Source organism: Ruegeria sp. HKCCD7181, assembly GCF_057221055.1.
Map to the genome: position 1 here is coordinate 164,062 of NZ_JBWVBC010000009.1, position 12,496 is coordinate 176,557.

Annotated in this window: 10 protein-coding genes; 4 read left to right on the forward strand and 6 right to left on the reverse strand. The window is 56.0% G+C overall.

What is annotated here, in order from left to right; genetic code table 11:
- Positions 1-6 precede the first annotated feature (6 nt).
- Positions 7-849: a 5-deoxy-glucuronate isomerase gene (locus tag AC2TCY_RS17465; protein ID WP_480849272.1), complete on the forward strand. Its 843-nt coding sequence runs from the start codon at positions 7-9 to the stop codon at positions 847-849.
- Positions 846-1,676: a class II fructose-bisphosphate aldolase gene (locus AC2TCY_RS17470; protein WP_480849273.1), complete on the forward strand. Its 831-nt coding sequence runs from the start codon at positions 846-848 to the stop codon at positions 1,674-1,676. The genes AC2TCY_RS17465 and AC2TCY_RS17470 overlap by 4 nt, the downstream gene beginning before the upstream one ends.
- Before the next feature lie 26 nt (positions 1,677-1,702).
- Here AC2TCY_RS17470 and AC2TCY_RS17475 read toward each other — a convergent pair whose 3' ends face one another.
- From AC2TCY_RS17475 to AC2TCY_RS17495, 5 genes are all read right to left on the reverse strand, one after another.
- Positions 1,703-3,361, reverse strand: coding sequence for a sulfatase-like hydrolase/transferase (locus AC2TCY_RS17475; RefSeq protein ID WP_480849275.1), 1,659 nt, complete (start codon positions 3,359-3,361; stop codon positions 1,703-1,705).
- Positions 3,362-3,456: 95 nt separating this feature from the next.
- On the reverse strand, positions 3,457-4,950 hold the full coding sequence (locus AC2TCY_RS17480; RefSeq protein WP_480849276.1) for an aldehyde dehydrogenase family protein: 1,494 nt from the start codon (positions 4,948-4,950) through the stop codon (positions 3,457-3,459).
- Between the two features lie 27 nt (positions 4,951-4,977).
- Positions 4,978-5,835, reverse strand: coding sequence for a hypothetical protein (locus AC2TCY_RS17485; RefSeq protein ID WP_480849278.1), 858 nt, complete (start codon positions 5,833-5,835; stop codon positions 4,978-4,980).
- Positions 5,836-5,846: 11 nt separating this feature from the next.
- Positions 5,847-7,457 (reverse strand): thiamine pyrophosphate-dependent enzyme, encoded by a 1,611-nt coding sequence (locus tag AC2TCY_RS17490; RefSeq protein ID WP_480849279.1) that lies wholly within the window; start codon positions 7,455-7,457, stop codon positions 5,847-5,849.
- Positions 7,454-8,545 (reverse strand): pyridoxal phosphate-dependent aminotransferase, encoded by a 1,092-nt coding sequence (locus AC2TCY_RS17495; RefSeq protein WP_480849281.1) that lies wholly within the window; start codon positions 8,543-8,545, stop codon positions 7,454-7,456. The genes AC2TCY_RS17490 and AC2TCY_RS17495 overlap by 4 nt, the downstream gene beginning before the upstream one ends.
- Before the next feature lie 120 nt (positions 8,546-8,665).
- Here AC2TCY_RS17495 and AC2TCY_RS17500 point away from each other — a divergent pair, with 120 nt between their 5' ends.
- The gene (locus AC2TCY_RS17500) at positions 8,666-9,493 is read left to right on the forward strand and encodes a helix-turn-helix transcriptional regulator (protein WP_480849283.1); all 828 of its coding nucleotides are present in this window, start codon (positions 8,666-8,668) and stop codon (positions 9,491-9,493) included.
- A gap of 155 nt (positions 9,494-9,648) precedes the next feature.
- Here AC2TCY_RS17500 and AC2TCY_RS17505 read toward each other — a convergent pair whose 3' ends face one another.
- Positions 9,649-10,425: an aldolase/citrate lyase family protein gene (locus AC2TCY_RS17505; protein ID WP_480849284.1), complete on the reverse strand. Its 777-nt coding sequence runs from the start codon at positions 10,423-10,425 to the stop codon at positions 9,649-9,651.
- Between the two features lie 438 nt (positions 10,426-10,863).
- Between AC2TCY_RS17505 and AC2TCY_RS17510 the strand changes: the two genes are divergently transcribed.
- Positions 10,864-12,444: an ABC transporter substrate-binding protein gene (locus AC2TCY_RS17510; protein ID WP_480849286.1), complete on the forward strand. Its 1,581-nt coding sequence runs from the start codon at positions 10,864-10,866 to the stop codon at positions 12,442-12,444.
- The last annotated feature ends 52 nt before the right edge of the window (positions 12,445-12,496 follow it).

Below are 12,496 nucleotides of genomic sequence, written 5' to 3' on the forward strand. Positions count from 1 at the left end.
ACGCAAATGCATATCGCGCCCTACGACAACCAGAACAAAGCCATCGTCGATATCGATAATGATCTGGTTCCACTAAACTATTTCAACATCATCAAGCTCAGCCAGGGCGAGACCTTCGAATACACGGTGCCAGGTTATGAAACCTGTGTCGTTCCGGCCACCGGAACGGTGACCGTCGATGTTGATGGCAAAGTGTACGATAACCTCGGCAACCGTACGGCTGATGTTTGGGATGGCGATCCCGAAGGCGTATATGTGCCGGTCGGTGCCAAGGTGCGGATCACCTGCCTGACGGAGGAGACCGAGACATTCATCGCTGGTGCCAAATACGACAAGGTGCTGGAACCCTTCGACGTCCGCGTTGCCGATCTGGATGTGGTGCAATACGGCTCGGACGACACCAAAACCCACCGCAAGATCAAACATATCCTTGGTGCGAACCACCACGACAAGGTTGGCCGCCTGCTGGTGTCCGAGCTTTATACGGTGGGTGAAGGCGGTTGGTCCGGTTTTCCCAGCCACAAACACGACACCGATCGCCTGCCCGACGAGACGCGGCATGACGAGACCTATAATTTTCGGTTCAAGCCAAACTACGGCTCAGGACTGCAGATGTTGCAGCGCGAAGACAACAAACCCGGTGACGCGTATCACGTCGTGGACGGGTCGACCCTGTGCATCGACAAGGGATATCACCCCTGCGCGGCTCTGCCGGGATACCAGATGTACTACTTTACAATTCTGGGCGGACTCAGCCAGCGCAGCCTGAAACAGTATTTCCAACCCACCCATGCCGAGCAGCTGAAGACCATTCCCGGCATCATGGACATGGTGGCCAAGTTCAAATGAGTTTGGTGACTTTATCCGAAGTTCTGCAACCTGCCCTGCGGGATGGCTATGCCGTTGCCGGTCTGGTGACATTGGGTTGGGAGGACATGCGCGCCTATGTTGCGGCCGCCGAGGCCGAAGGTGTGCCAATCATCCTGCAAGCAGGCCCGTCTTGCCGCGAACATACTCCTCTACCGGTTTTGGGCGCGATGTTTCGACACCTGGCTGAAGGGGCCGCCGTACCTGTCGTCGCCCATCTGGACCACGGGTACACGGCTGAAGAATGTCGTGTAGCAATCGAAAGCGGGTTCAGTTCAGTGATGTTCGACGGCTCGCGCAAATCGTTGGCGGAGAATATCGACGAAACAGCTAAAATCGTCGAGATGGCACATGCCGCCGGTGTTTCCTGCGAGGGTGAAATTGGATTTGTGGGCTATTCGGGCGGTGAAAGCTCGGCTGGTACTGATCCAGACGAGGCAGCGCAGTTCGCTCGGGAAACCGGTGTGGACGCGATGGCCATTTCGGTAGGCAACGTGCACCTGCAACAAGACAAGGAAGGTGGCCTGGACGAGCCTCGAATCCGCGCCATCGAGGCCGTTACCAAGGTGCCGCTGGTAATCCATGGCGGATCGGGGGTTCCTCCAGCCCAGCGCCGCGCGTTGGCACAGGGATCGAAAATCTGCAAATTCAACATCGGGACCGAGTTGCGCATGGCCTTTGGCAACGCATTACGAGATGCCGTCAATGCAGATTCCGCTCGTTTTGACCGGGTACAGATCCTGAAGGACACACATGACCCGCTGGTCGGCGCCACCCGCCGGGTCTTACGCGACTTCAAAGCCGCTTAAAAAGAAAAACTGGCCGAGGCCAAGGACTATTTGCGTACGTCCTTGGCCTTCTGCCCGACATATTTTGCCGTCAGTTCCGACGGAAGCTCATTCTCATCCCACACGCCGATCAGCACACCGGTGCCACCCTTTTCAGAACGCATGGCTTCCAGGTCTTTTTTTGACACTGTCGTACGCTGTGAGGTACGCCGGGCCCAAGCCCCCAGTCGCTCGTACATATCTCTGATAATGGCCTGATGCTCGGTGGACGCCCCCAGATCGTTCAACTCATTCGGGTCGTTTTCCAGATCAAACAGAATAGGCCGGTGATCAGTTTCAAAATGGATCAGTTTCCACCGCCGAGTGGCGACCATGAAGACCATGGCCTGATCCGGAGAAGCGCCCAGCAGTACAGCCTCGTTGTTTGTGGTGTAGTCCACCTCGCAGAACACGGCGTTTCTAGCCGTGTCAGTCGATTTGCCATGCAGGATCGGTAGCAGCGATTCACCTTCAAGGATGTGATCCAACGCCTCGCCCCCGGCAACTTCGAGGAACGTGGGCGCAAGATCGATGCTTTCGACCAGCGCATCGCACACCGTTCCGCGTGTCGAATCCGCCTCGGATGAAGGATCATAGATGATCAACGGCACGCGGATTGATGTCTCGTAGAAGAATGACTTCTCTCCCAGCCAGTGATCGCCCAGGAAATCCCCATGGTCCGAAGTTAACACGATCATCGTGTCTTCCATGCGGCCGCTTTCTTCCAGCCATTTGAACAGCACACCCATCTGATCATCGACCTGTTTGATCAACCCCATATAAGCGGGAACCACAGTGTCACGCACCTCATCCCGGGCAAACGCCTGGCTGACGCGGCTTTGCATGAACGCGTCCAGAACGGGATGCGGATTCTCCCGTTCGGCCTCAGACCGCGCGGCAGGCAGAACATGTTCGGGCCCGTACATATCGTTGTATGGCGCGGGGACGATATAGGGCCAATGCGGTTTGATATAACTCAGGTGACAGCACCATGGGTCTTCCGCCTGCTGGATGAAATCCATTCCCCGTCGGGTCAGATAGGGTGTTTCACTATCATCCTCGGCAATGTTTGCGGCCTCGGACGCGTTCTTCATGAACCACCCGGACAGGACATTTCCGTCATCGTCGATGCCAGAGTTGGCATGGTCATGCCAGGGATTGTCGCCGTCATAACCTGCGTCTTTCAGATAGGCATTGTACTGCAGCGCTCCATCGGGGTCGTATAAACCTTTAGGCCCCTCTGGCCGCATTCCGTCGTCGCGCTCAAATACATCAAAGCCACATTCGGCAATCCGCGCACCGATTACAGTATCCTTGCTGATGCCCAGACGTTCCATCCCCTCGAAATCCGGAGTCATATGGGTTTTGCCGACCAGCCAGCACCCCATCCCCGCCTTTCTCAGGTGATCGCCCAACGTAACCTCTCCTACCTTCAAGGGGACGTTGTTCCAGGTGGCACCATGGCTTTGGGCATAGCGCCCGGTATAGAAGCACATCCGGGATGAGCCGCAGATCGGAGACTGGATATAGGCGCGGGTAAATCGAACGCCCATGCTGGCCAGCCGGTCGATATGCGGGGTGTGCAGATGGGGATGCCCGTAGCAGCTCAGGTAATCCCAGCGCAGCTGGTCAAACATGATGAACAGTATGTTTTTGGCCTTGGACATTTTCGTCTCCGTCTTCCCGACTGTACGGGCGGTTCATTCAGTGGCTAAGGGCGTCTCTCCACTCTCGCCGCACCTTGCACCGCAATTGGTCAACATCAAAGCTGTATCCACGTGGCCTTGAGGTTTTCGTATTTCTCCAACGCGTGCAGAGACTTGTCGGACCCGTTCCCCGATTGCCTGACCCCGCCCAACGGGGAAGTGACGTCCGAGCCAGCAAAGCAATTGACGTTAACCTGCCCCGATTTGATCTGTCGCGCCATTCGGTGCGCCCGCGACAAGTTTGACGTCCAAACGGCAGACGAGAGCCCGAACACGGTTTCATTTGCGATACTAATCGCCTCTTCCTCAGTCTGGAAACTGCGGGCAGCCAGGACAGGGCCGAAGACCTCGTTCTGCACGATGTTCATGTCCGGTCTCACGTCCCGCAAAACGGTGGGCTGGTGATAATACCCTCCGCTTTCAGCGAGCAGCGCATTGCCTCCGGTGCACAAGGTCGCCCCCTCGGACAGTGCCGCGGCCACAGCGTTTTTGGTTTTTTCCAATTGTGCCGCATTGGCCAAGGCACCAGTAGTATTTTCAAGCTTCAGCGGGTGACCGATTTTCATCGCTTCAGCATGCGCGCAGACCATCCCCAGAAACTCGTCATACACAGATCGTTCTACGGCCAGACGAGAGGCTGCTACACAGACTTGCCCATTGTTGCGGAAGATCGAAGCCGCTGTCTGCGCGGCGGCTACCTCCAAATCAGGCGCGTCCGCAAAGACCAGATTGGGCGATTTCCCACCGAGTTCGAGATAGATCCTCTTGAGGTTGGAGCGCCCGGAATACTCCATCAACTTCCGGCCAACGACACCCGAACCGGTAAATGCCAGAACATCGACATCCATGTGCAGGCCCAGCGCCTCACCCACAACCGGGCCGCGCCCGTTCACAAGGTTTAAGACACCCGGTGGCATTCCAGCCTCATGCGCCAGTTCTACGAATCTCATCGTCGACAGGCTTGCATCCTCCGAGGGTTTGAGCACCACTGAATTCCCCGCAGCCAACGCAGGCGCGACCTTCCACGCCCCGATCATCAACGGGAAATTCCATGGAATTATCACGCCAACAACGCCGACGGGTTCCTTGTGGATCAGAGACAGAACATCCGGACCGGTTGGAGTAATCTCGCCCGAACGCTTGTCGATGGCTTCTGCATAGTAGCGGATCGTGGTCGCTGCGGACAAAGGCTCGCCTTTCAGCGCCATACGGATGTCTGTGCCATTGTCCCGAACGCCCAGCACCGCGAGGTCCAGAGCATTGGCCTCGATCAGGTCGGCCCATTTCAGCAGCACGTTCTTACGCCCTGCAGGGGGCATCGCGGACCACATCCCCGCATCAAAGCTCTGACGCGCGGCGGCAACAGCACTATCCAGATCGCCTGCACTGCTGTCTGCCAACATGCTGAAAGGTCGGCCATCAATCGGGCTGGTAATTTCAAGTTCTTGACCGCTGGCCGCTGACTTGATCTGGCCATTTATGATGTTCAATGCCTTGGGGGCCGGAGCCTGCGCGATGGCATCAATGCGCTGCTGATCCAGTTGGGTCATGCCGGGTCCTTTGTATTTGTCAGGGAGTCAGTAATCTGCCCAACCATGGGTCGCAGTTTCTGCTGATTGGCCAGGGAACAAGGCCTGCAGCCTAGCAAAGGCGGTGTCGACCTCTTCCGCATCAGCGCGGATTGTGTGAATTGGAACCGTCCGTTCGTAGGCAGAACCTATTGTCGGGAAAACCTGATCAATCGTCAGCAGTTCGGTATGCCGAAACCGGCACAGGTGTCCGAAGACGGCACGAACCACATTTTCATCATATTGCGCGTCACGCGTGTCATCGTTTTGTACACCGTTCCAGCGGTTATACAGCCTTCGCGATGCAAGCCAGAGGTCGCGTACGATATAGGGCGGCGCGTCCTTTTCCTCATGCGCGTTTCGCGGGTTGGCAAATGTCTCGGCTCGAAATCCTTCGATTTTCTGTCGCAAGCTATTAGTTGGGACAGGCACCAGAGCAACGGTCTGATCCGACGCCAGCAAGTCTTCGATGGCGTCGTTCTGACTATGCAGCAGCTCGATAAACCGTCCGCCGATCACTGGGAGTTCGATTACCAGCAGGTGCTTTGGATCAGGATGCGTATCCTGCCATTTTTGCAGACCCTGTCGGACCCACAACCCAACAGCCTTTCGCACGCCGGGATGAGTGAGGTTATCCACTTCAGGGTATAGCTCCAGCCATTTCAGCTGTTCGAATGCCTGCCGAGCGTCATCCCATTGCATCGTATGAACAACCCGGCCCACCTCATCCGCGAGGATCGTAAGCTGCTGAAACAGAAGACTTTTCCCTGTTCCCGGCAATCCCGCGATGAAAACAACGCGGCTGCTGGCCGCCGCGTTCAATGTCCTGCGGAGGTCCGAAGGTTCAGGAATAATGCAGTTGCTCAATCCGGGTCTCCTCAGCGGAATTGGTCAATGCTTGGCATGTCATCAAAAGGCACCTCGATCACGGTGGGCACATCATCTGTTGCTATGCCGCGCGCAATCGCGGATCGCAATTCGGCCGCGTTGGTTGCCCGTAATGCCTGCGCGCCAAAGCTTTCGACCATGCGGCAGAAATCGGGGTTCACCAGATCAGTTGCGATGACCCGTCCGCCATAATTGTTCTTTTGCATCTGCTGTACATTGCCGAACTGATTGTTATTGAACAACACCGTTACCAACGGGATCTTGTGCTGCACAGCCGTGGCCAGCTCTTGCACACTGAACATGAAACCGCCGTCGCCGGTGATCGAGACAACCGGTACGTCCGGACGGGCCACCTTGACGCCCAGCGCGGTTGGAAACCCATATCCCAACGTTCCCTGATACCCGGTCGAGATATAAGTGCGTGGGTTATAAACCGGATAAACGATGCGGCTGGCAAAACCCACCTGCGTCAGTTCATCAACAAAAATCCCATCTTCGCCCAGCTCCTCGCGGATGACGTTCAGATAACTGATCTGCGGCTCGAGCACGGCCGAGCGCTTTGCCCAATTTGCTTTTGCCTCCAACAGCTCGACCTGGCGCGAGGCGCGTGGGCTGTTATACGTCTCCAAGCGATCCAGCAAAAACGGCACCGCCGCCTCGGCGCGTGAGGTGATCGCGATTGTTGGTTGCGCAAAGATCTCGTGAGTGGCTGGGTCGGTATCGATCCGAATGATATCCGGGTGATGCCCCTTTATCCACTTCCCCATTGGCACCCGCATGTTGCTGCCGATCGCCAGCACCACATCGGCCTTTTCCCACAATGGTCGAGCTGCCGGCAAGTGCAGCGAATAAGGGCTACGCGCATCGACAATACCCATCCCTGTCCGGTAACCGATCACGGGCGCCTGCAGAGTTTCGGCCAATCTGCGAATACTTGAGCTCGCGTCAACGGCTCCGCTTCCGACAAAGATCATCGGATTTTCCGCCCGCCCCAACAGTTTGGCCGCACGGTCAAGCGCCTCTTCGTCCAAAGCAGGCACATCCGGCACAGCAGATTTCTGGCTCAGATCGATCGGCCCCTGCGCGGCCAGAACATCCATCGGGATTTCCAGCCCGACCGGTCTAGGGCGGCCCGAGTCCATCTGACGGAACGCTTCGCCAATCAAACCAGAAATATCTTCGGGCTTTTCCGCCCGATCCGCCCATTTCGTAAGGTTTCGAAGGATCTGCAATTGCCCTTCAATCTCGTGCAACTCGCCCATCTGTCGCCCGATTTTGTGCGACGGAATTTGGCCAGTCAGGCAGAACACCTTGGCGTTCAGCGCGTAGGCCGTCGACAGGGCTGCGGTTGCGTTCAGCAATCCCGGCCCCGGCACTACGTTGAAGACCGTCTTCTCACCAGTCGCCAGCGACGCCCCAAGTGCCATATAGGCCGCGCCCTGTTCGTGCCGTGTGTGAACGATCCGGAATTTTGACCTGTGGTCGTAGAAGGCGTTGTACAACCAATCGTTCTGAACCCCAGGCAGCCCAAAAACAGTCTTCACACCGTGATTGTGAAGCGAGAGAACAGCGGCCTCGCCGCCTGTCATTTCCTGTGTCATACGTGTTGTTCCAGAATTGTTGTCAGCGCGGCCAGCAGCCGTTGGTTATCTTCAGTTGTGCCCACCGTCGCCCGAATATGGTTGGGCAGGTTGAACGCAGGCCGCACCATGACCGCCTGCCGAACCAGTGCCTTGGTCAGGCTGTCGGCATCGTGGTTAGCAGGGCATTTAAACATCACGAAATTGGCCTGACTTCGCGTAGTTTCTAACCCAAGCTTCTGCAGGCCCAGCGCCAGTTTGGCGCGTTCGCCATGGTTATTGTCGACTGTTCGTGTCAAATGTTCGACATCATTTAGCGCTGCCATTGCCGCCGCCATTCCTGCAGAGTTTACATGGAATGCCCGCTTGAGACGTTGAATTCTGGCGACTGTTTCGGGGCGCGCGATCCCGTATCCCAAGCGCATCCCCGCCAGCCCGTAAGCTTTTGAAAAACTGTGTACAATGACGATATTGCGACCGTCTTGGACATGTCGGATGGCGTCGGGCAGCCCATGTTCAGTGGCAAACTGAAAATAGACCTCATCATAAATCAGCGTCACATCTGGGGGCAGGCCATCCAATATGGCGCTCAGCGTGTCCTCACCGAACCACGTGCCGGTGGGATTGTTGGGGTTGCACAGATAGACCAGACGCGTCTCGGGTGTGATCTCTGCAAGAATACCCTCAACATCGACAGCATAGTCACTGCCGACAAGTTCGACTAACCGAATAGTCGCTGCCTTCTTTTTCAAAGACGCTGCATAAGCACCAAAACAGGGTGGGCAGATGATGGCTTCTGCGCCTTCCGTCAGGATTGCATCCTCGATCAGCGATAGAACCTCAACGCCGCTGTTTGCCGCAAAGAAGTGATCCCGGGTCAGCCCCCTCCCGTGAAAATCCGCCAATGCATCACACAGGGCCGAGTCATTGCGTTCAGGGTAGAGGTTGGCCTCTTTAATCGCGGCACGCGCCGCCTTTACGGCTTTGGGGGACGGGCCAAAAGGGTTTTCGTTCGACGAAAGCTTGGTGACCGGTTTGCCTTGCGTTAGCGCCTCTACATCTTTTGTCGACAGGCCCGCTTTGTATTCCATTGACGCAGCTTTAGTCATTCCGTTCGGCATCCTCTGTTCTTGACAACTTCACCCAGTCCAACTTCGAACCAGCGCAGTTTACGTTGACAGCACACTAGCAAATGGGCACTTACAGCTCTGTCCCCCGCAGAAGGGGACATGCCTGATATTTACCTGATCACAACGGCCTGTCGCGTTGCCATTCCCGGTGATCTTAAGCGCCATGAAACAATGTCACTCGAGAACATCTTCAGTAGAAAAGAGACCCAGGAATTTCTGGAGATACTAACCCCGTGCCTGACGACGGCCGGCACTTCTGATTTCAACGTTCACTTCCTTGATCTGATTGAGCGTGTCGTCAAAGCCGACCAGTGCCTGATATTTTCCTACAAACGTGATCGCCCACAGTGTTACCTGTCCTTCAGTAAGCGGCAAAATCAGGCCGCGATGAACATCGCGCAGCGGTATCTGCGCGGGGAATATGCCGAAGACCCGATATTGACCGAAATTCAGCTGGTGAAACAGGACAGAAAGATGCGGGTGCTGACTTTGGCAGAGATCCTGGATCGAATGTCCTGCGAGTATTTTCAGAACTTCTTCACATCCACTGGCATTGCTGACAAAATTTCCGTCCTGTGCTGTGACGGTGAGGAAGTGCTGGGGATGAACTTCTACCGCTTCAAGGGAAATGGTCATTTCGGCATCAGCGAGGAGAACCTGCGCCGCGATTTCTGGACGCTGGTCTCAAAGATCGCATTGATGCACTATGCTGTCGGTCAGCCGGTCCAGTTGAAAAGCCCTCTCAACTCGTTATCTGGCCGCGAAAAGGACATTTGCGAAGGCATCCTAAAGGGGAAAACCGCGGATGCCATCGCGTGGGATTTGAATTTGGCACCAAGCACAGTCACCACTTATCGCAAACGCGCTTACCTAAAGCTGGGCGTAAACTCAAAATCAGCGCTTTTCGAACTGTGCGGTCACGGCTGATAAATTTCGGCCCGATAGGGGAACCATTTGTAGGGCCAACCGATTGCTCGGTTTTCCAAGCTGTGTCGCGAGTGTTCGATTGAATCCAGATGAATCTGGCTTGTTTTCATCCGCGCTGCGCGAGAATCCTTATCTGAAGCGGCTCGGCCGTCAGGTCATTTCAAATGGTCCCGCGCCTTTTGGGCCGATTGGCGGATGTTGCGCGCGAATACTGTTACGTCGATTTCCGTCGCTACAAATGTCGCGCCCTGATCGACGTAAGCCCGTTGCTGGTCCGGATCGAGAGTGAGAATACCAGCGGCCTTCCCGGCAACAGTGATTTTGCGGATGCAGTCCAGAATAGTCTCCTGAACTTCGTTGACATCAGCCTGCCCAAGATACCCCATGTCGGCGGCCAGATCGGCCGGGCCGATAAACACGCCATCAATGCCATCAATAGTCAGTATCTCATCCAAGGCTGCGACGCCCGCACGATTTTCGACTTGCACCAGTAGGCAGATTTCGTCGCCTGCGGTGGTCAGGTAGTCGTCAATCGCCGAAAAGCGCGATGCGCGTGCCAAGGAAGACCCTACCCCACGAACGCCGTGCGGAGGATATGTCACGTCACGCACCAGATCACGCGCCTGCTCGGCGCTTTCGACCATTGGAATAAGCAAGGTCTGTGCCCCTACATCCAGCAATTGTTTGATGATCCGGGTATCCCCAATTGGCGCGCGCACAGCCGCATGGTTGTCATAGGCTGCCAAAACCTGCAGTTGGGCGGTGATCGATCTGAGATCATTTGGCGCGTGCTCTCCGTCGATCAAAAGCCAGTCGAATCCAGCCGTTGCCGAGATCTCTGCCGCGTAAGGATCAGCTAGCCCAAGCCAGCACCCCAATTGCAGTTCACCCCGTTTCAGAGCAGCCTTGAATGGATTGTGTGGTGCGGGCATGAAAACCTCGTTCAAAGTTGTAGCGGGCAATGCCGACAATACTGAATTCAGTTTGAACCCGTATTCCGGCGGGCATCCAATAGTTCGGATGATACTACCGAACTTGATGTTATTACCCGACTCGATCTGTTGTCCATATAGCCCCGTAAGAAGCAGGCTTCTCAAGCTGAAGGCTGAATTCTCAACGTGTTCGCCGACACTTCCTAAACCACGCCGGGTTGTCTCATTCCGGCGTATTTTCACACTAAACAGTGTGCCGGGATTGCATTTTAGGGTCGTGCAAGCGGCCTTGTTGACGTGCGGTCGCGCCGAAAGAAACGAACTCTGATGATCTACGGTGTTGCAACTTTCAATTTGATTTGGATTATCAGATGCATGTTGACCGAAAAATTCGGTTACCCGCATTTCCTGCGGCAAACAATAATTGGGGAGACCAAGATGACTTTGAAACACCTGATGATCGCTGCCAGTGCGACCGCGCTTCTTGCCGCGGGTGCATCGGCAGAAACCTTGCGATGGGCCCGTGCCGGTGACGCGTTGACACTGGACCCCCATGCACAAAACGAAGGTCCGACCTCGGCGTTGGCGCATCAGATCATGGAAACGCTGGTCATGCGCGACCACTCCGGCGCGCTTGTGCCGTCGCTGGCCACGGAATGGGCACCGTCGGAAGACAACCCGAATGTCTGGGTTTTCAAGCTGCGCGAAGGCGTCACATTCCATGATGGCGCAGAGTTCGACAGTGAGGATGTCCTGTTCTCTCTGAACCGTGCCATGACACCGGATTCCGATTACAAGGAACTGCTGGCCTCGGTCAAAGGGGTGCGCGCACCTGACAAATACACGGTCGAGATCGAAACCAACGGTCCGAACCCGATCATGCCGAACAACCTGACCAACATGTTCATGATGGACAAAGGCTGGGCCGAGGCGAACAACGCGGTCAAGGTTCAGGATTACGAAGGCGGTGAAGACACCTTTGCAGCCAAGAACGCCAACGGCACCGGCCCCTACAAGCTGGTCAGCCGCGAGCCGGACGTGAAGACCGTGCTGGCCCTGAACGAAAACTATTGGGGCAAGGATGAGTTCCCGCTGCAGGTGACCGAGATCATCTATACCCCGATCCAGAACGCCGCGACCCGTGTTGCAGCACTGCTGTCGGGTGAGGTGGATATCATTCAGGACGTTCCGGTCCAGGATCTGGAACGCGTTGCAGGCACCGATGGTCTTGATGTGCGCACCGCGCCGCAGAACCGGGTGATCTTCTTTGGCATGAATATGGGCGATGCCGATCTGTCCTCGGACAGCGTCGATGGTGCGAACCCGCTGGCTGACGTGCGTGTGCGCCAGGCCATGTCCAAAGCTATCAACCGGGATGCGATCAAGCAGGTTGTGATGCGTGGCCAGTCGGCTCCCGCGGGTATGATTGCGCCGCCGTTCGTCAATGGGTGGGATGAAGGTATGGACAGCTCGTCCACGACCGATATCGAAGCGGCCAAGGCGCTGATGACAGAGGCCGGATATCCCGATGGCTTCTCGCTGACGCTGAACTGCCCGAACGACCGCTATATCAATGACGAAGCGATCTGTCAGGCGGCGGTCGGCATGCTGGCCCAGATCGGAATCACCGTGAACCTCGACGCCAAACCGAAGGCGCAGCACTTCCCGCTGCTCTCAAATTACGAGACCGATTTTTACATGCTGGGCTGGGGTGTTCCGACCTACGACTCGGAATACATCTTCAATTTCCTGGTTCATTCAAGGGATGATAAATACGGGTCGTGGAATGCCACGCGTTACAGCAACCCGGATCTGGACGCGAAAATTCAGGCGCTGGCCTCGGAAACCGATCTGCCGGCGCGTGACGCACAGATTGCCGAAATCTGGCAGGTTGTTCAGGACGAACAGCTTTATATTCCGATCCACCATCAGGTGCTGAACTGGGGCATGAAGTCGGGCGTCGGAACGATTGTCGAGCCGGAAGATTCTCCGAAAATTAAATATTTCACCATGAACTAAGGTGAGTTGCAGACAAGGGGGCAGGGCGCGGTTTCGCGCCCTGCTGCTTTTT